Source organism: Hwanghaeella grinnelliae, from assembly GCF_004005845.1.
Lineage (GTDB): Bacteria > Pseudomonadota > Alphaproteobacteria > UBA8366 > Aestuariispiraceae > Hwanghaeella > Hwanghaeella grinnelliae.
Genome location: NZ_SADE01000004.1, coordinates 173,211 through 191,405, shown reverse-complemented (window position 1 = coordinate 191,405; position 18,195 = coordinate 173,211). Strand labels below are relative to the sequence as shown.

The following is an 18,195-nucleotide window of genomic DNA, read 5'->3' as shown; positions in this document are numbered from 1 at the left end:
GAACTCAATGTCCAAGGGGGAACCCTTCGCAATTTGAATCAAATTTTGCAGATGCGCCATTGAGCGTCAACCAATCCTACCCACTCTTTTTTCAACCGAAAGGCGACGGCTTGGCTAGGCCAGTTGGCGGAAATGCAGTCCGATCAAGGCTTAGCGCTATTGACCTTACAGGGCTCCATAGGCATGTTTCGCGCGCCTTGCAAAGGGTGGACGTCTACACTGCCCGTTGCGACCCAGGCGGCGTCGATCGGTTCCTCGATCGGGACCGTCTTGGCATAGCCCAATTCCCAACGGATAGAACTGAGCAGCAATGACCGCCATCAAACACAGCGCCATGGCCAACGCAATCCGCGCGCTTTCCATGGACGCCATTCAAAAGGCGAACTCCGGCCACCCTGGTATGCCGATGGGCATGGCCGATGTCGCCACCGTTCTTTTCACGAAATTTATGAAGTTCGATCCGTCGAAACCGGAATGGCCGGACCGTGACCGATTCGTGCTGAGCGCCGGCCATGGATCGATGCTGCTATATTCGATCCTGCATCTGACAGGTTACAAGGATATGAGCCTGGCGCAGATCAAGAACTTCCGCCAGTTCGGATCCAAGACCGCCGGGCATCCGGAATACGGCCATGCCGCGGGAATCGAAACGACGACCGGCCCCTTGGGTCAGGGGCTGGCCAACGCGGTCGGCATGGCACTAGCGGAACGCATGGCCGCCGCCCGGCACGGCAAACAACTGGTCGATCACCACACTTACGTCATCGCCGGCGACGGCTGCCTGATGGAAGGCATCAGTCATGAGGCGATCTCGCTGGCCGGCCATCTTGGCCTGGGCAAGTTGATCGTGCTGTTCGACGACAACCAAATCTCCATCGACGGCCCTACCGACCTGACGGTTTCCGACGATCAGTTGAGGCGTTTCCAGGCAAGCGGCTGGGACACGCAGAGCGTTGACGGCCACGACCCGGCCGCTGTCGAGAAGGCGATCGCCGCAGCGCAGAAGACGGATACGCCGTCGCTGATCGCTTGCCGCACCGTCATCGGATACGGCGCCCCAACCAAGGCGGGTTCGGCGGCGACCCATGGCGCGCCGTTGGGTGATGCGGAAATCGCCGGCGCCCGCGAAAAGCTTGGCTGGGACGCCAAACCATTCGTCATTCCCAAGGATATCCTGAAAGCTTGGCGCGATGCCGGCAAACGCGGCGAAAAGCCCCGCAAGGCCTGGGAAACACGCTTGAAGAAGAAAAGCGTCGACGCCCGCCGGGAGTTCAAGGAATTCCTGGACGCGGATCTGCCGCAGGACTTCGACAAGATCGTCGCCAGCTATAAGAAGAAGCTGTCGAAGGACGCGCCGAAAATCGCAACCCGCGCCGCCAGCCAGAAAGCGCTGGAAGTCCTGACCGCGGCGGTGCCCGCCATGGTCGGCGGCTCGGCCGATCTCACCGGTTCGAACCTGACGCAGACGGGCATCATGCCGCCGGTCACCGCCAAGGACGCTTCCGGCCGCTACATCTATTACGGGGTCCGCGAACACGGCATGGCCGCCGCGATGAACGGCATCGCGCTGCATGGCGGGTTCATCCCCTATGGCGGGACCTTCCTGGTCTTCACCGACTATTGCCGGCCGTCGATCCGCCTATCGGCCTTGATGGAACAGCGCGTCATCTATGTCATGACACACGACTCCATCGGCCTCGGCGAAGACGGACCGACCCACCAGCCGGTCGAGCATGTGGCAGCGTTGCGGGCGATACCGAATGTTACCGTCCTGCGCCCCTGCGACGCGGTCGAGACAACGGAAGCGTGGCAGATCGCATTGGAAAACACGACCGGGCCGAGCGTCCTGGCGCTGTCGCGCCAAGGTCTGCCGACCCTGCGAACCAAGCATTCGGCCCGGAACCTGTCCGCCAAGGGCGGCTATGTGCTGCAGGAAGCGGAAGTCGGTCCGCGCCAAGTGACCTTGATGGCCACCGGTTCGGAAGTCGAACTGGCCGTCAATGCCCGCGCCATGTTGGAAAAGAAGAAGATCGGGACCGCTGTGGTTTCCATGCCCAGCATGGAACTGTTTGCCAAACAACCTGCGAAGTACCGCGATAGCGTTTTGGGTGACGGCACCGTGCGTGTCGCCGTCGAAGCGGGGATCCGTCAATGCTGGGATCAATGGCTCTGCCCGGATGGCGGATTTGTCGGTATGGATAGCTTCGGGGCTTCCGCGCCCGCTAACGAGCTGTACGAGCATTTCGGAATCACCGCCGATGCGGTCACGAAACAAGCGATGAGTATTTTGAAAGCGCGCGCGAAGCGCGGCAAATAAGAGAGGACTAAGCAAATGGCTGTACGTGTTGCGATCAATGGTTTCGGTCGGATCGGGCGTCTGGTTCTTCGCGCCGCGATGGAAGCCGGGCGCAAGGATATCGAGTTCGTTGCGATCAACGATTTGGGGTCGGTCGACGCCAACGCGCATATGCTGAAATACGATACCGTCCACGGTATCGTCCCCGGCAAGGTCCGGACCGGTAAGGACTGGATGGATCTGGGCCAGGGCAAGATCAAGGTTACCGCCATCCGCAACCCGGCCGAACTTCCCTGGGAAGAACTGGGTGTCGACATCGCGCTGGAATGCACCGGCATCTTCGCGTCGAAGGAAAAGGCCTCCGCCCATCTGGAAGCCGGCGCCAAGCGCGTTCTGGTTTCCGCACCCTGCACGGATGCCGACGCCACCATCGTCTACGGCGTGAACGACAAGTCGCTGAAGAAGACGCACAAAATCGTCTCCAACGCGTCCTGCACCACGAACTGCCTGGCCCCGGTTGCCGCGGTCCTGAACAAGGCGATCGGCATCGAGCGCGGCTTTATGACGACGATCCACGCCTTCACCGGCGACCAGCCTTCGGTCGATACGCTGCATAAGGATCTGCGCCGGGCGCGCGCCGCGAGCATGTCGATGATCCCGACCTCCACAGGTGCCGCAAAAGCCGTGGGCCTCGTCCTGCCGGAATTGAAGGGCAAGCTGGACGGCACCTCCGTCCGCGTGCCGACGGCGAACGTCTCCCTGATCGATCTGAAGTTCGACGCCAAGAAGAAGACCGATGTCGAAACGGTCAACGCCGCCATCGTTGAAGCTGCGAAGAAAGGCCCGCTGAAAGGCATTCTGGGCACGAATAACGAACCCTTGGTCTCCAGCGACTTCAACCACAACCCGGCGAGCTCGACCTTCGATCTGACGCAAACCCAGGTCATCGACGGCACGCTGGTTCGCGTGCTCAGCTGGTACGACAACGAATGGGGCTTCTCCAACCGCATGTCCGACACGGCCGTCGCCATGGGCAAGCTGCGCTAAGCCAAGACACCATCCCGCCGCAAGGTGGGATCGAATATCGGGGTCGGCCTTTACGGGTCGGCCCTTTTTCGTCGCGGCATCGGCCTGCAATGCCTCTCCCCTTGGCGAGTGCGGCGAATTGTGCGTGAATACCGCATCCTTCGCATCGGAAGCGAGCGTACGGGTGAGGAAAATATGTGCCGTTGGCTGACCTTTCGCGGTGACCCTACATTCCTTGAGGAACTGCTTTTCGTTCCAGAATATTCCTTGATCCATCAATCCTTGCGCGCCAGGCGCGGGGCGACGACCACCAACGGCGACGGCTTCGGTGTCGGCTGGTATGGAGAACGGGAAGAGCCCGGCCTGTTTCGCGAAGTGCTGCCGGCCTGGAATGACAGCAACCTGCGTGCCCTCGCCCATCAGATCCGCTCGCACCTATTTTTCGCCCATGTCCGTGCTTCCACAGGCACGGAAACAATGCGGGCGAACTGTCACCCCTTCGTCGTCGGCCGTTGGATGTTCATGCACAACGGACAGATCGGCCAGTACGAGAAGCTGCGCCGCGTCATCGATAACGCACTCCCCGACGAACTCTACGCCCATCGCCATGGCACAACGGACAGTGAAGCAATCTTCCTGCATCTGCTGGCCAACGGCGTGGAAGTGGACCCGCAAGGCGCGATGGAAAAGACGATAAGACGCATTGAAGACGTGGCGAAAGAGACGGGCTTGGACAGCCCCTTCAGGATGACGACCGCGTTTTCGGACGGCCAACGCCTGTATGCGGCGCGCTATTCAACCGATCCGGACCCGCCCAGCCTTTTCTACCGGCAGGACGAGATCGGCACGCTGGTCGTTTCCGAACCTTTCGGTGCGGATGAAGAGGGTTGGCAACCGGTCGGTCCGAACTCTTTCCTGCTGTGCGATCCGGATGGGAACGTGCGGGTTCAGCCGCTCACCGTTTAGAAAATTCCGTCCAACTGACAGTTTAGGGCGATTTCCGCCTGCGACAATGTGTTGGGCATCTCGATCGCATCCAGGGTCACCTTGGCCACATCTTGGGGCTGGGTCATCGCGTCTGCTGGATATGCGCCCCCGGCAGCATCCAAGCCCATATCCGTGGCCACCAGGCCGGGGCAGATCGCGGTCGCGCGGATACCATCTTCCCACCCTTCGTGGCGCAGGGCATGCGCCAATGCCACAGCGGCAAATTTAGAGAAGGAATAGAGACCGGACCCGGCGGACTTTACGCGTTTGCCCGACAACGAGCCCAATACGACCACCCGTCCAGCGCCCGATACCTTCAAGGCATCCCAGGCAGCGGCGGCCAATCGGCGGGGCGCGTGAACATTGACATCGAACAGGTGCTGCACGCGCTCCTCATCCGGCGTCACGATGCTGGCGCCGTCAAAAATGCCCGCACACGCAACCACGGCGTCGACATGTCCGAAGCGTTCCAGCACGCCCGCGACCCAGTCGCCCTCCCCGCCCTTGGCAGCGTCGTATCGGATAACCTCCGCATCAGCCGGGGCAAGGCCCAGATCCTGCGCGGACGGATCGCGTGCCCCGATGGAGACGAACCAGCCGCGGGCAATTGCTTCATCCGCGATTTTTCGTCCGATGCCACGCGTCCCTCCGGTCAGCAGCATTACTTTCTTGTCCATGGGGAACTCCTATTTCTGATCGGGTCTTTGGGCGGGGCGACGGGCTAGCGGATTTACGCAAAACCTATTGCGGTAGGCGCGTAGGCAGCCCAGTCTTGAGTTAGGAAAGACAGGCTATAAGAGCCGGACCGGGAAGGAAACCGACATGCCTATCCAGACTTTGGACCACATTAATATTCGAACGGCGCACTTGAAGCCTATGATCGCCTGGTACCAAGAAGTACTGGGGCTGACCCTTGGACCGCGCCCAAATTTTTCTTTCGGCGGCGCCTGGCTGTATGCCGGGGACGTGGCGATCGTGCATTTGGTCGAGGTCGGCGAACAGCCGGGCATGGCGGATACGCTGCAGTTGGAACACTTCGCGCTTTCCGCCACCGACAAGGAAGGTTTCCTCGCGAAACTCGGCGCGGCCGGCATTCCCAACCGCGTCAACACTCTGGCCGATTTCGGGATTACCCAGGTCAACATCCACGACCCGGACGGCAATCACATCCACGTGGATTTCCGGGAATAACTTCGTGCGACAACCGCCTTCACCGTTTCCGCCGCCCTGTTGACTTGGAGTAACTCCAACCCGGTACAACGGAGTTCAGCACGGCGAAACGAGGTAAAGCGATGCGTATTTCCGATGTAGCAGCGGCCTGCGGCCTGAGCGCTGACACAATCCGTTATTACGAGAAATCAGGTCTGATCCCCACCGTTGGAAGAGGTGCTGACGGTCACCGCCGGTTCAGCAAAGAGAATGTTGATTGGCTGACGCTGCTCTATTGGCTACGCGAAACCGGCATGTCGATGGTACAGATGCGGCGCTTTTGCTCCTTGGCTCAGGAAGGGGATAAAACCAAACCTGAGCGTCGACGAATACTTGTGGATCATGCTGCCGAACTGGACCGCCGTCGTGCCCAACTAGACCGATGCGAGGCAGTCCTGCAGGTCAAGATACGCAGCTACGACAAGCGGCAATAACCGCATACCGGTCCTAAAACTTCACCCAAATCCCCTTCATCGCCACCCTAACAGAGGAGCGACACAGATGAAATTTGCCTATTTGATAGAGCCGCCATTCAATTACCGAACCAATGACGGCCATGTCACGGGATGCGACGTGGACTTGGCCCGCTGGCTGTTCGAAGAGTTACGGATTGGCCGGTTCGAACCGGTCGAAACCGAGTTTGCCGAACTACTTCCGGGCCTGTCCGATGGCCGTTGGAGGATGACCACCGGTTTGTTCGGCACTGACGAACGGCGGGCCCATGCTGCCTTCAGCAGACCGATCTGGGCATTGCCGGACGGCTTGCTGGTGCGGAAAGGCAATCCATCCGCCTTAACCGGCTATAGATCCGTGGCGGACAATGACACCTGCATCCTGGCTGTTATACGTGATCAATTTCAGCACCGATCCGCGCAGGCCTTCGGCGTGGGCGACGCGCGAATTCGAATATTCGAGACCTATACGGAAGCCGCAACGGCGGTTTTGAATGGTGAAGTCGACGCCTATGCCAGCGTAGCGCGGGCGCATGACGGTTTCATACAACGGCATCCGGCATGGGACGTTGAACCGATTATTGTCCCATTCAACGAGAAGAAACCTGCCTTCGGATCGTTCGCCATCGCGAAAGGCGATCACGAGTTGCTCGAAATGGTCAATACCGCCCTGGACCGCTTTATCGGCAGTACGGAGCATCGGGACATGATGGCCCGCTACGGGTTCGATGACGCAGACGTGGACGCATTGTTGATTGATTAGGGTAGAGGTCCAGGAAGGTGGTCTTCCGCCGCGTCGGCCCGTGCCGAGCCGGCAGACTTTTTCCCTCTCAGCCTTCACTTACATTAAGGTAATATGCTACGCCTTCCTTGTGGTTGAGCGAATACCTCCCCAGTCAACGCCGCCACGCAAACTACCGACAACGAGAAAGGCGGGAAAATGCCATCCAATCGTCGATACCTGGCAGTGGCCGGTCTGACTGCGATAATTCTGGCCCTTGCCGGCTGCTCCAATGAAGTCGAGGTAAACGGCCAATATCTGGAAGCCGAGGAAACGGCGGAAGGCGACTATGACGGTTTGAAGAACCGCCCGGACCTCGGTTGGTACGAAATGGCGCAAGGGTGGAATTCCGAGGTTCGCCGCGCCTTCTGGTTCACGCCACAGGGTTCTGTTCTGCTGCCCTATGACTGGTTCCTGAACCTGGAAAAGGCGGAGCGCACTTGCGCCGACAAGCCGATCCAGAATGCTGTAACAGCCGCGCAAACCCTCTTCCGCGACAACACCCATCTGCGGAGTCTGGGGTATATTCCTGTAACGGCTGACCCGTATTGGAACCCGGACGGTCTGCCGATCGGCTTCGCGAAAACCCCGACACCCGAAGGCGATTATTTCGGCCTTACCTGTTCCGCCTGTCACAGCAACCTGATGGACCTGAACGGGCGGAAGGTCCTGGTCGAAGGCGCCCCCACCCTTGCCGACCTGCAGAGTTTCAACGAAGGCATGGCGGACGCGCTTTGTTCAATGGACAGCGCGACGGTGAAGTCACGCAATCCGAACCGCGAGGACGCGATCGCAGCGGCAGACGCACAGTTCCGTCGCTTTGCCGAGCGTGTATTGCCGGTTTATACGGCAGAAGCGGCCGACGCTTTGATGAAAGACATTCGGAAGCAGACTGGGCGAATCCAGATCCGAAACGCGCATAACTACTCGAAAAAATACCCACCCTACGGCAAAGGCAGATTGGACGCCCTGGGGGCGATCCTGAACGAGGTCGCGGCCTGGAAAACCGGCGCAAAGGAAAACAACTATCCGGCCAACGCGCCGGTTAGCTACCCCTTCCTATGGGGTGCTTCGCAGTCCGACGTGGTCCAATGGAACGGCGCTGTCAGCAATGTGGGCATCGGCCTCGGCCCACTGGGACGAAATGTCGGCGAGGTCGTCGGCGTCTATGGCCATGTCGGCGTGACCGCACAGGGCAAGGGTGCGGATTACCTAGCGAACCTGGACTCAGCCGCCCAGCGCGGCGCCGCCCCGCCGCTGCTCGACAAATCCGAAGGGGGCCAGTTCAGTGGTTACACCTCGTCCGTCATGATGGCCAATTTGGGCGCAATCGAGTCCTGGATCAGCAATTTGCGGTCGCCCAAATGGCCGGAAAAGGTCCTGGGTGAAATCGATGAAGCCAAAGCCGAACAGGGCCGGAAAATCTACATGGGTGAGGTCTATCCGCGGGTAAAATGCGTCGGTTGCCACGGCCTCGTCACGCGCGACGACCAGGACAAGCCGTATAAGGCGACGATGATCCGGGTTCCGGAAATCGGCACCGACCCGACCGCGGCAAACAACTTCATCCTGGAGGCCAACCCCACGGACGGCGAGCCCTGGCTGAGCGGTGCCTATCAAGGCACGAAAAGGAGCATCATCTCGGGCAAGCGCTACGGCAAATACATGCTGTTCCGGGGAGAAGCACTGAGCACCGTGGTGAAAGGCGTGATTTTCGGCAATCTTTTCACCGACGGGATCAAAGGCATCACCCGCAGCAAGTCCGACGCCAAGGAAAACACGTTCTTCAACACCGCGGACAAGTTCTATCGTTATAAAGCAAGGCCGCTGACCGGCATCTGGGCGACGGCGCCCTACCTTCACAACGGATCGGTCATGAACCTGCGGGAAATGCTGACGCCCGAGCATGAGCGGGCAAAGGCCTTCTGCGTCGGCAGCCGTGAATTCGACCCGGTTAATGTCGGCTTCGTTTCCCGGATGACGGCCGACGGAGCCTGCGCCCAGGACGGCAATAACGCCACGTTGCTGGACACATCCGAATTCGCCTCCTCCAACAAGGGGCATTCGACCCGACGACAAGGCGTCAGGATGACGGAAGCCGACAAAGAGGCCTTGATCGAATTTCTGAAAACCTTGTGATCAGCCCATGGGCGGGACAAGCATCGCCCGCAGGATCAGCGCCACCGCGATATTGAATAAGGGGATCGCATAAGGGACAAACGCCGCGCGGTGGGCGCCGCCCTTGTAATACATCCAACTGGCCGTCAGGCAGACAGCGATTGTGAACGGTACCGCTGCGATCGCCAGCGTCATCGCGAAGAAAAGCCCTTCGGACACGCCCTCGGCCGGCGACAGCTTCAGCGTCATAAGGGCCAGGGGCAGTGAAGCCACCAACAACAGCCCGTAGATCGCCGTCAGAAACCAATGCAGCGGGCGGTAGCGCCTGATAATCACTCTGTGATTGGTCGAAGTGCGAGTTGGGCTGTTCATCGATCCTATCCGGGTCTTGTCGGCGGCGGTTTTCACACCCTACCCCCGGACGGTCAAGCCGCAGAACCGGCGACCGCGCGGAAACAACGCTGTTTCCACGCCGCTAAAGCGTTGAAAACCGCGCATTCCCTGTGTAGACGATACACCGTCTGCTGCGGGGTGGCGTCAATGGGTCGTTTCGTGGCGGGAGGGGATATCGAAAACAGTCGGACGAAGCTGGCCAGCCGATGATATGCAGGCGGCCGGCGCGCCGGAATTCAGCTAAGGGGTGGCGTTGCCATGAAGATTACGCAGAAAGTCAAAAAGATCCTGGCCAATTACGAAAGTGATAATCCAGGCACCAAACGGAACCTTGCCAGTATCCTCATGCACGGCCGCCTGGGCGGCACCGGCCGCATGGTCATCCTGCCGGTCGATCAAGGCTGGGAACACGGTCCCGCCCGCAGCTTCGCCCCGAACCCTGAAGCCTACGATCCCCACTACCACTATCAAATCGCTGTCGATGCCGGCCTGAATGCCTATGCCGCGCCGCTCGGCCAGCTGGAAGCAGGCGCCGACACCTTCGCCGGCGCGATCCCGACGATCCTGAAGGTCAATTCCTCCAACTCCTGGGCGACGACAAAAGATCAGGCCATAACCGGTTCGGTCGGCGATGCCCTGCGTTTGGGCTGCGCCGCCATCGGCTTTACCATCTACCCCTGCTCCGACCAGGCTTTCGACCTGATCGAAGAAATCCGCGAAATGTCCGAAGAAGCGAAGGCCTATGGCATCGCGACGGTCATCTGGTCCTATCCGCGCGGTGGCGATCTGTCGAAAGACGGCGAAACGGCGATGGATGTCTGTGCCTATGCAGCCCATATGGCCGCCCAGCTCGGCGCGCATATCATCAAGGTTAAACCGCCGACGGCGCATCTGGAACAGCCGGAAGCGAAGAAGGTTTACGAGAAGGAAAAGATCGATATTTCCACGCTCGCCAAACGCGTCGAGCACGTCATGCAGTCGTCCTTCAACGGCCGTCGACTGGTGGTCTTCTCCGGTGGCGCGGCCAAGGGCCTGGACGCGGTCTTCGATGAAATTCGCGAATTGCGCGACGGTGGCGCCAACGGCTCCATCATCGGCCGAAACACCTTCCAGCGCCCACGCGAAGACGCCCTGAAAATGCTGGATACGATCATCAAGATCTATCAAGGCAAGGCATAACATCTTGCCCGGATCTTCCGATAAGGGAACTGAGGGGCCGGCCTGCCGGCTCTATCTGATCACGCCGCCGAGTTTCGACTTGGCGGCGTTTTCAGGTCAATTGGCCGAGACCTTGGGTGGGGGCGATGTCGCCTGCCTGCAGTTGCGTCTGAAGGGACCTGACGGCGAAAGCGCGGACGATGCTGATATCCGCGCAGCTGTGGAGACGCTGATGCCGATTGCGCATCAGCATGAGGTCGCCTTTATCCTGAACGACAGACCCGACCTTGCCGCCGAACTCGGCTGCGACGGCGTCCATGTGGGTCGTGAAGACGGCGATTACAAATCCGCACGGGCAACGGTTGGACCAGACGCCATCGTCGGTACCACGTGTCACAATTCCCGCCACCTCGCCATGGAAGACGCCGAAGCAGGCGCCGACTATGTCGCCTTCGGCGCCTTCTTCCCGACCAGCACGAAGCAGGTCCAACATCAGGCGGAGATCGAAACGCTGGAGATCTGGTCGGAGACGATGGAAGTCCCGTCGGTCGCCATCGGCGGCATCACGGCTGAGAACTGCGCACCGCTTGTTCAGGCCGGTGCCGATTTTCTGGCCGTCATAGGCGCAGTCTGGAACCATCCGGACGGACCCGCCGACGGTGTGAAGGCGATGAACGACGCCATCGCCGCCGCGGCTGACGTATAACCTCCCCGCTGTGCCGCTCCGCCGATCAGTTCGCTGACGGCGCTGTGGCCTGTTCCCCGGTGACCGCGAGGGGAAAGAACGGATCGCCGTAAAATTTGATCACCGGCACCTGCGGCACCTCGGTGCCTTTCGATTCCTTTTCGACCTCTCGCCTGACATAGCCGCCAAGTTCGGTCAGATAGACGACCTTGTCGTCGTCAAAATCGGCCTCACCGTGCAAACCGTCCAGCGCATTGGACGTGAACAGGCCATGGCCTTGGCCCGGCGGATAGTCCTTGCCGTCACTGTCATGGGCGAGGCCGCGAGCGCTGGCCAGGATGAAGCGGCCTGAATCGTGGGCGACGCGTTCTACGACGGAACGGGACATGACCTGCCGTTGGTCCTGATTGAGGGCCTGAAACGACCCTGCGTAGCAGGTGTCGAGGATCAGGATCAGGTTTTCCGACTCGATCTTGCCCAACTCGCTCATGATTTCGGCCTGGCTCAACCCTTCCGTTCGGAACAGGTCCCGGACCACGGAATCCCCGAACCGCTGCCCGGCGCTGGCCTGCGCCAGAGCCTCACTTCCGCCCGCGCCCAAGTCATGGGGCGCGAATACATAGTTGCCGTCGACGGCGTCCCCGTGCCCCGAAAAGAAGACGACAACCGTATCGACGGTTTTGGATTCATCCGCCAGCATCCGAAGGCCTTTCAGGATATTCGCCTTGGTCGCGTTTTCGTCGACCAGAACCGTCGTCTGGGACCTGGCATAGAGGCCGCCCTTCTTCACCGTATCGGCGAAAGCATCCGCGATACCGTAGGCATCGTTGCTGGCGATCCCCTTTTGCAGATCGAACATGTCGACCGCATAGTCGGAGACACCGACGGCGAAAACGCGGATGGTCTTGTCCGTAACCGTGACACCGGAATCGCCTTCGACGACAAGGGTCAACGGTTCCGATTGCACGAGATTTTCCCGATCGTAGACACTGACGCTGATTGTGTTCGTGCCACTCAACAACGGGATCCGGTACCGCATGAGAAACGCGTTCTCTTGCTCCCGAAGTCCTTCCCGCCTCAGCGTCATTTGGGCGCCGTTGCGCCGTATTTCGATCTTACCGAAGCCGCTGCCCCGATCTTCGATTTTCAAGATGATCTCAAGCACCGATCGGTTGCGCATATGCTCTGGAAGGGCCGCGCGAACCGTCCGGGTTGCGGTGCTACGCGTGCCGGAGACGGCTTCTACAGGTTCCGGTGTGATGCAACCGGCAGCGCCCCCCAACTCGTTGACGCCGCAGGCTTCGATAATCTCGATCGGCGGCGGAACATTCCTGTCGATCACCTCTGCGATGCTCAGACTTTGTCCTGTCCCGGACGACGCGGCCAGATCGGGAATCTCGGGGTCCAGCGCATAGGCGACGAGATCCGGCCGATAGTATTTCGTGTACAGCCGGTCGATCGGCAGGAATTCCGGTGCGTCCTTGTATCCCTTGTTGCGGTGATAGCCGATCAACTGCGCACCGCTTGATGCCCCGCCACTTTTGTTGAGGGCCGCGGCGCTATGATCGAAAAATCCATCCGGCGTCCAAGAGACCCAATGTCGGGTATCGCGGGTCGCAAAAAAGGATTTCAGCAGTCTGCCATCGGCCGCCGACCGCCATTGGATAATACCATTGCCCAAAAACGCGGTGACGACAGAACCGTTTGCCGAGGGCGCAACAATCCAGGCCGGCGCCGGCACAGGGACGCGCCACACCTCGGATCCCGAACCCGGCGCCAAACGGCGAAGATAATGGTTCGACCCAAGATAGACCTCGTCCCCCGTCTGTGAGGAAACGATATCCAGCGCCCTCTCGCCGGGTTCCAAATCCACAACCCGTCCGTCCACCCGCGCAGAAGCGAGTTCCACATCAAGATCGAGGATATGGTTACCAACAGTGCGCGATGCTTCGAAAAAGCCACGCAGACCGTCCGGAGCTTCTTCAAGCAACGCCCGCTTCGAATCGAACAGGATACGCCGGTCCGCCGATGCGCCGGGATAGAAGGCGACACTTGTTCCATCTTCGTTGATCAGGGGACGCCGCGCTGAGCCGCCCCGGAAACTTGCGCCTTCGGCACGTACGAGAAACCGCAATTCCAGTCGTCCGTCCCCTTGCACGTCCAACACCCCCCAATCGCCTGCCGAGGTACTGAAAACAAGCGCGTCCCGTCCGCCGTCGGAAGGCACAGAGACGAAATCGACGATTGGCGCATCAACGCCCGTCAACTGCAGGTCGAACGCGGCCAGTTGCTTGCCATCGATATCCAGAGACCGGATGAGTTGTTGTGTTGCGACCGAACCATTCCGACGTACGCCTTCCTGGTCAGACACGGCATAGACCCGTTTGTCGCCTTTTCCCCAGGCTGCGTTCGCAACCCCCGACCCAGCGGTTCCGTCGATCGCAATGCGTCCTTGGCGCGCCTTGTTGGTCGTGGGGATAAGGAGGAGCTCGGCACTCGCGCGATGCGTTATCGCGACCAAGTCCGTGCCGTGCGCGGGTACCAGCCGCCATGGCCGTCCAGTGCCGGGCAGCGCGACATCGGCGACGGTAGTGCCATTCGCGACATTATAGGCCCGCAACACGCCGCTTGCGCCGAGCGCCAGCAGGCGCCCATCCGGCAGGAACGCGATATCGACGACACCTTCGGGGTAGTCGGAATCCTTGATGACGGGATCGCCGCGCCCTAACTGGAAGACCCGAATACCGGCTCCACCGCCACTAAGCCCTACGGCAAGAAACTTTCCATCGTCGGAAAACTCCAGATCATCAACCGGAGACGGCAAGCCCGTCAGCACCCCTTTGGGCGTGAGGTCTGCGGCGGACAAGACCCGAACGAAAGTCTTCCCCCCTTTCCAATCCCATCCGGCGCGGCCGGCCACGGCAAGGAAACGCTCGCTTTCGGCGACCGCGTAAAGGGCGCCCTCATCGCTTGGCCCGATCGGTCCGCGGACGACATCCAGCAACGTCCCGTCGTCGAGGCGCCAAACACGAAGGCTCTGGTCATCCGAGACCGTAAAAACCCGCGCACCGTCCCGCGAGACAAGCACCCTGTTGACCGATGCGGTATGCCCGACACCATTCAGAACCAGAATTGGATCGGTCGAAAGGTCGGGAAGCTCGTCAGCCCAAGAGATTGATGCCACAGCCGCGGTGATAACCGCGCTGGCGGCCCAAATTACCGCGCGCGCTGCGCCCGACCATACTGGCTTACGATGCACGATGTTCCTCTACCGCTGCTAACCGTCCAAGGAGAAGGCGGTGTTTTCTTCCTGCTCGGCCGTTTGCGTAAGACGGTCCAGTTCGATCCGCTTTTCGCGGCCTTCATACAGGACCGCGACAGTCCGCGTTTCCGTGTCCGCATCACTCGAAACCGACCGGGTAACAGAGGCCAATGTTAGCTCGTCGGATTGGTTGTTGACCGCAGGCGCACTGCCTTCATACCCGGATAGATATTGGGTGGCGACGAATCCATTGGAACCGTTGGCCAGTTGGACCGGTGTCCATCCGTCTTGATCGGGACCGGTCCTGAGTGCGGCCGTGCCCCCTTCCAACAATCCAACCTTAGCCCCGGTCGTGCTTGGTTCCGCCCGGACATTCAAATTCGTGCTGGCAACGACCATATCCTGCGAAACTGCCGAACCCGTTGTGGCGACAGCATCCGGATTTTTCCATTCATTTTCCTCAGCCTCTTGGGCGCGGGCCAAAAGGGCCGAGGCTTCGGGATTGTCTTCGGCCATGGTGTCGACGGCGGTGACGAATTCCTGGTGCCGCTCATCAATCTTGCCGGCGATTGCCTTCACAACAACGATATCGTCGGAATAGCGCCGCTTTTCTACATCCAGCATCTTCTGGGCCTGCTCGCGCGTGAGCTGCCCCGTCGCGAATTGCTGTTTGATCGTCTCCGACCTGGCGAGACGGCAGTCCCGCACGCGGTTGAACGCGGCAAGGGCACGGACAATCTCCCCGGTTTCACTTTGGGCGTCCTGATAGACGGTGTTGTTCAACTCCGATCGGTCCGACGCTTCGTTCTGGCGCGCCGCAAGATAACCGCCGCCCGCACCGGCAGCGCCACCCACCGCCGCGCCCGCCAAAGCACCATCGCCGCCACCGAGAATGCCACCAAGGATGGCGCCGCCGACAGCGCCGATGACCGCGCCTTGAATGATGCTTCGCTCGAAGTAGCCTTGCGCTTCCCGCAGTTCCGTACTCGCCTGCCCACAGGCATCATCCTTCGACACTTGCTGGATGCCGAGATCGTTGGAAAGCCCCTCAACCGTCTGACAGGCCGAGGTCAAAAGCGTCGTGCCCAGACAGGCCGCGCTGATCAATTTACGTGCATTCAGGCGCCGACCGGTCCGCGTCAGGAAATATGGCAATCCAGTCGTCCGGCCTAGCACGCGCCGCGTATCGATAAAGGTCATTGAGTTTTTCCCGTTTCGTCCGGCTCCGTAGAAAACGTGATGCCGGCTCCGAATTCCCTGTTCGCCGTCCGCATACCGCCGAGGTAACCGCGTAGTCTTCCCGCGTTCCGCGACGACGGCTTAGCTTGCATCCTTTGGGGCTAGAATGGAAGGGGTATGACTTTTAAAGATGACCACTCAGATCCCAACCGCAAAACTTAATAGGGCGATTTCGAGCTGAAATAAGGAAAACGCCGGCCCGAGGACCCGGACCGGCGTTCCCGCGGGCGGAAATGAAGCTTCCGCCTAATTTGGATGACAGTTTTACAGGGCCGGCAGCGGCGGCAGATCCTGGCCGAACCACTTCTGCGACATACCGTTCAATTCGCCGCCCAACTTCTTATGAAGAATAAAGACGTTGACCCATTGCAACAGATCGAAGCTGCCCTTCTTCACGCCAATGAAGCAGGGCGAATCCTTGATGATGAACTTGGTTTGGATGTTCTTTTCCGGGTTGTTCGCGGAAAAGTCCGCGGCCACGACACTGCCCGTCACCAGTACATCCACCTGCCCGGAGGCATAGGCGGCAAGCGTCGCTGCATTGTCGCCGAAGCGGATGATTTCCGCGTCGGACGGTGCTACTTTTGTCAGTTCCAGGTCTTCCAGCGACCCACCGGTCAAACCAATCTTCTTGCCGGACAGATCGGCCGGCGAGGAAATGTCCATTTCGGGGGCCGCAAAGGCGCCCGAGAAGAACGGCGCATAGGCGCTGGAGAACCAAATCGACTTCGCCCGGCCCGGATTCGCCCCCATGGAGGAAATCACAAGATCTACCCGGTCCGTTTCCAGAAACGGGATGCGCTGTTTCGAGGTCACCGGCACAAGTTCAAGTTCCACGCCGAGATCCGCGGCAATCAATTTGGCGACGTCGACGTCATAGCCTTCGTGTTCGCCACTGGCGCCCAACGCGCCGAAGGGCGGGAAGTTTTCCGGCACGGCGATCTTGATCGTGCCGGAAGAAAGGACATCCGACAGGTCGGCCATGGCCGGTTGAACAGCCATGAAGGAGGCCGCGGCGGCGGCCAGAGCGAGTGTTTTCTTCAAAGATCCAAACATGAGGCACTCCTGTTTCATTGATTTTAAACTGGTTGTTATGCGGCGGTGATTTGCGGCCCTTTCGAATAACTGCCGAGCCGTCGTTCCAGGACGAGTGCGATCCGCGACAAGGGAAAGCACAGGCTGAAATAGATAAGCGCCATCAACGGATAGATGACGAAGGGTTCCGTGCCCTCCACGGGCGCGTTCGCCCAGCGCTTGCCCAGGTTCATCAGGTCATGGAACCCGATGATGTAGGCGAGCGAGGTTCCCTTGATGATCTGCACGCTGAAACCGACGGTTGGCGCAAGCGCGAGCCGGATGGCTTGCGGCAAGATGATGGCGCGAAGGATTGGCAGGAAACGCATGCCGAGCGCCGAGCCCCCTTCCCATTGCCCACGGGGAATGGCTTGGATCGCGCCGCGCCAGACTTCGGACAGATAGGCGCTGGAATACAGCGTCAGCGAGACGATTGCCGATACCCAGGGATTCACGTCCTGTCCCAACAGACGTGGAACGCCGAGTCCCGAAAGAAAGAGCAGCATCAGCAGCGGTATCGACTGAAACAGCCAAATATAGCCGGAAGCGAAACGCCGCCAGCCCGGTTTGCCGGAGATCCGTGCCAGCGTGATCACCGCCCCGATCAAGCCGCCGCCGACGAAGGCAATCAGCGACAGATAGACCGTGTATTGCGTCGCCTCCAACAGCTGGAAGATCACAATGCCGAACGGCTTGCCCAAAACGTCGATGAACAATTCCTTCATCATCGCGCCTTCCATGCAAAATAGTGCCGATCGATGACCAACATGCAGCCCTTGAAGAACATCGCGATCAGGACATAGGCGACGGTCAGGGTGATGAAGACTTCGAAGGACCGGAAAGTTCGACTGTCTATGAAGACGCCCGCATGGGTCAGATCCTCGACCCCGATTTCGGAAATCACACCCGTGGTCAGGAACAGAAAGATGAATTGGCTGGTCAGCGACGGATACACATTCGCGAAGACCTGCGGGAAAATAACCTTGATGAAACGCAAATGCGGCTTCAGGCCAAGCGCCGTCGCAGCCTCAATCTGCCCCTTTGGGATCGCCACCAAGCCGGAACGCAGGATCTCGGCGAAATACGCGGAGAAATTCAAGGTCAGCCCCAGCGCCGCATGGGCCCAGAACGGCCATTGATAGCCAAGCAACAGCGGCAGGCCGAAGGCTACGAAGAATAGCTGCACTATCAGCGGCGTGTTCCGGATAACCTCCACATATGCAGCCGCAACATGTTTCAGGACCGGGATTTGCGCATAACGGGAAACGGCGAGCAATGAAGCGGCCAGCAATCCGACCAGCGCGGCCGCGACCGATAGTGTGATGCTGAGATAGGCACCTTCTGCCAACCGCCACAGGAAGTCAGCGTTGCGATAGATTTCGAAAAACCGCAGATCAAACATCATGAGCCCCCGGTCCACCGCCCAGCCCGACTCAAAGCCGGGTGCGGTGCAACATGCGATATTGAAGATTGAAAAAATTTTTTCAGTGCGTCAACAATTAAAAAAATGATATC

16 protein-coding genes are annotated in these 18,195 nt (G+C 59.8%); 9 read left to right on the top strand and 7 right to left on the bottom strand.

Features of this window, described 5'->3' with window-relative positions; translation table 11 throughout:
- The first annotated feature begins 310 nt into the window (after positions 1–310).
- From tkt to EOI86_RS21735, 3 genes are all read left to right on the top strand, one after another.
- Positions 311–2,317, top strand: coding sequence for a transketolase (gene tkt / locus EOI86_RS21745; RefSeq protein ID WP_127767801.1), 2,007 nt, complete (start codon positions 311–313; stop codon positions 2,315–2,317).
- Positions 2,318–2,332: 15 nt separating this feature from the next.
- A complete protein-coding gene (gene gap, locus EOI86_RS21740; RefSeq protein WP_127767800.1) occupies positions 2,333–3,343 on the top strand; it encodes a type I glyceraldehyde-3-phosphate dehydrogenase in 1,011 nt (336 codons plus the stop codon).
- Between the two features lie 120 nt (positions 3,344–3,463).
- On the top strand, positions 3,464–4,288 hold the full coding sequence (locus EOI86_RS21735; protein ID WP_240035781.1) for a class II glutamine amidotransferase: 825 nt from the start codon (positions 3,464–3,466) through the stop codon (positions 4,286–4,288).
- On the opposite strand, the gene EOI86_RS21730 is transcribed toward EOI86_RS21735, so the two are convergent.
- Positions 4,285–4,986 carry an SDR family NAD(P)-dependent oxidoreductase gene (locus EOI86_RS21730; RefSeq protein ID WP_127767799.1) on the bottom strand — a complete coding sequence of 234 codons (702 nt, stop codon included), beginning with the start codon at positions 4,984–4,986 and terminating at the stop codon, positions 4,285–4,287. The two genes, EOI86_RS21735 and EOI86_RS21730, sit on opposite strands and share 4 nt — an antisense overlap.
- A 145-nt stretch (positions 4,987–5,131) precedes the next feature.
- Here EOI86_RS21730 and EOI86_RS21725 point away from each other — a divergent pair, with 145 nt between their 5' ends.
- The 4 genes from EOI86_RS21725 (at position 5,132) to EOI86_RS21710 (ending at position 8,890) form a co-directional block, all read left to right on the top strand.
- Complete coding sequence (locus EOI86_RS21725; protein ID WP_127767798.1) at positions 5,132–5,500, top strand: VOC family protein; 369 nt, start codon at positions 5,132–5,134, stop codon at positions 5,498–5,500.
- A gap of 101 nt (positions 5,501–5,601) precedes the next feature.
- The gene (locus EOI86_RS21720; protein ID WP_127767797.1) at positions 5,602–5,952 is read left to right on the top strand and encodes a MerR family transcriptional regulator; all 351 of its coding nucleotides are present in this window, start codon (positions 5,602–5,604) and stop codon (positions 5,950–5,952) included.
- Positions 5,953–6,019: 67 nt separating this feature from the next.
- The gene (locus EOI86_RS21715; RefSeq protein ID WP_127767796.1) at positions 6,020–6,733 is read left to right on the top strand and encodes a transporter substrate-binding domain-containing protein; all 714 of its coding nucleotides are present in this window, start codon (positions 6,020–6,022) and stop codon (positions 6,731–6,733) included.
- 177 nt (positions 6,734–6,910) lie between these two features.
- Positions 6,911–8,890 (top strand): di-heme-cytochrome C peroxidase, encoded by a 1,980-nt coding sequence (locus EOI86_RS21710; RefSeq protein ID WP_127767795.1) that lies wholly within the window; start codon positions 6,911–6,913, stop codon positions 8,888–8,890.
- Here EOI86_RS21710 and EOI86_RS21705 read toward each other — a convergent pair whose 3' ends face one another.
- Positions 8,891–9,277: a hypothetical protein gene (locus tag EOI86_RS21705; protein ID WP_127767794.1), complete on the bottom strand. Its 387-nt coding sequence runs from the start codon at positions 9,275–9,277 to the stop codon at positions 8,891–8,893.
- A 243-nt stretch (positions 9,278–9,520) separates the two neighbouring features.
- Here EOI86_RS21705 and EOI86_RS21700 point away from each other — a divergent pair, with 243 nt between their 5' ends.
- Together EOI86_RS21700 and thiE are read left to right on the top strand one after the other, a co-directional pair.
- Positions 9,521–10,441, top strand: coding sequence for a class I fructose-bisphosphate aldolase (locus EOI86_RS21700; RefSeq protein ID WP_127767793.1), 921 nt, complete (start codon positions 9,521–9,523; stop codon positions 10,439–10,441).
- A 4-nt stretch (positions 10,442–10,445) separates the two neighbouring features.
- Entirely contained in the window at positions 10,446–11,126 is a 681-nt protein-coding gene (gene thiE / locus EOI86_RS21695; protein WP_127767792.1) for a thiamine phosphate synthase, read from the top strand.
- Positions 11,127–11,151: 25 nt separating this feature from the next.
- Here thiE and EOI86_RS21690 read toward each other — a convergent pair whose 3' ends face one another.
- The 5 genes from EOI86_RS21690 to EOI86_RS21670 all read right to left on the bottom strand — a co-directional run bounded on the left by EOI86_RS21690 (position 11,152) and on the right by EOI86_RS21670 (position 18,085).
- Positions 11,152–14,364: a caspase family protein gene (locus tag EOI86_RS21690; RefSeq protein WP_127767791.1), complete on the bottom strand. Its 3,213-nt coding sequence runs from the start codon at positions 14,362–14,364 to the stop codon at positions 11,152–11,154.
- An 18-nt stretch (positions 14,365–14,382) separates the two neighbouring features.
- The gene (locus EOI86_RS21685) at positions 14,383–15,567 is read right to left on the bottom strand and encodes an SH3 domain-containing protein (protein WP_127767790.1); all 1,185 of its coding nucleotides are present in this window, start codon (positions 15,565–15,567) and stop codon (positions 14,383–14,385) included.
- A 303-nt stretch (positions 15,568–15,870) separates the two neighbouring features.
- Positions 15,871–16,662 (bottom strand): transporter substrate-binding domain-containing protein, encoded by a 792-nt coding sequence (locus EOI86_RS21680; RefSeq protein WP_127767789.1) that lies wholly within the window; start codon positions 16,660–16,662, stop codon positions 15,871–15,873.
- Between the two features lie 35 nt (positions 16,663–16,697).
- The gene (locus tag EOI86_RS21675) at positions 16,698–17,408 is read right to left on the bottom strand and encodes an amino acid ABC transporter permease (RefSeq protein ID WP_240035780.1); all 711 of its coding nucleotides are present in this window, start codon (positions 17,406–17,408) and stop codon (positions 16,698–16,700) included.
- Positions 17,405–18,085, bottom strand: a complete 681-nt coding sequence (locus EOI86_RS21670) for an amino acid ABC transporter permease (RefSeq protein WP_205032291.1) — start codon at positions 18,083–18,085, stop codon at positions 17,405–17,407. Before EOI86_RS21670 ends, EOI86_RS21675 begins: the two co-directional genes overlap by 4 nt.
- Positions 18,086–18,195 lie beyond the last annotated feature (110 nt).

What these genes read in the sequence shown, in the direction of transcription:
- EOI86_RS21680 (WP_127767789.1), bottom strand. Translation starts at nt 16,662, where the DNA reads ATGTTTGGATCTTTGAAGAAAACACTCGCTCTGGCCGCCGCCGCGGCC.
- EOI86_RS21700 (WP_127767793.1), top strand. Translation starts at nt 9,521, where the DNA reads ATGAAGATTACGCAGAAAGTCAAAAAGATCCTGGCCAATTACGAAAGT.
- tkt (WP_127767801.1), top strand. Translation starts at nt 311, where the DNA reads ATGACCGCCATCAAACACAGCGCCATGGCCAACGCAATCCGCGCGCTT.
- EOI86_RS21715 (WP_127767796.1), top strand. Translation starts at nt 6,020, where the DNA reads ATGAAATTTGCCTATTTGATAGAGCCGCCATTCAATTACCGAACCAAT.
- EOI86_RS21685 (WP_127767790.1), bottom strand. Translation starts at nt 15,567, where the DNA reads ATGACCTTTATCGATACGCGGCGCGTGCTAGGCCGGACGACTGGATTG.
- gap (WP_127767800.1), top strand. Translation starts at nt 2,333, where the DNA reads ATGGCTGTACGTGTTGCGATCAATGGTTTCGGTCGGATCGGGCGTCTG.
- EOI86_RS21720 (WP_127767797.1), top strand. Translation starts at nt 5,602, where the DNA reads ATGCGTATTTCCGATGTAGCAGCGGCCTGCGGCCTGAGCGCTGACACA.
- EOI86_RS21670 (WP_205032291.1), bottom strand. Translation starts at nt 18,085, where the DNA reads ATGATGTTTGATCTGCGGTTTTTCGAAATCTATCGCAACGCTGACTTC.
- EOI86_RS21730 (WP_127767799.1), bottom strand. Translation starts at nt 4,986, where the DNA reads ATGGACAAGAAAGTAATGCTGCTGACCGGAGGGACGCGTGGCATCGGA.
- EOI86_RS21710 (WP_127767795.1), top strand. Translation starts at nt 6,911, where the DNA reads ATGCCATCCAATCGTCGATACCTGGCAGTGGCCGGTCTGACTGCGATA.
- EOI86_RS21725 (WP_127767798.1), top strand. Translation starts at nt 5,132, where the DNA reads ATGCCTATCCAGACTTTGGACCACATTAATATTCGAACGGCGCACTTG.
- EOI86_RS21675 (WP_240035780.1), bottom strand. Translation starts at nt 17,408, where the DNA reads ATGATGAAGGAATTGTTCATCGACGTTTTGGGCAAGCCGTTCGGCATT.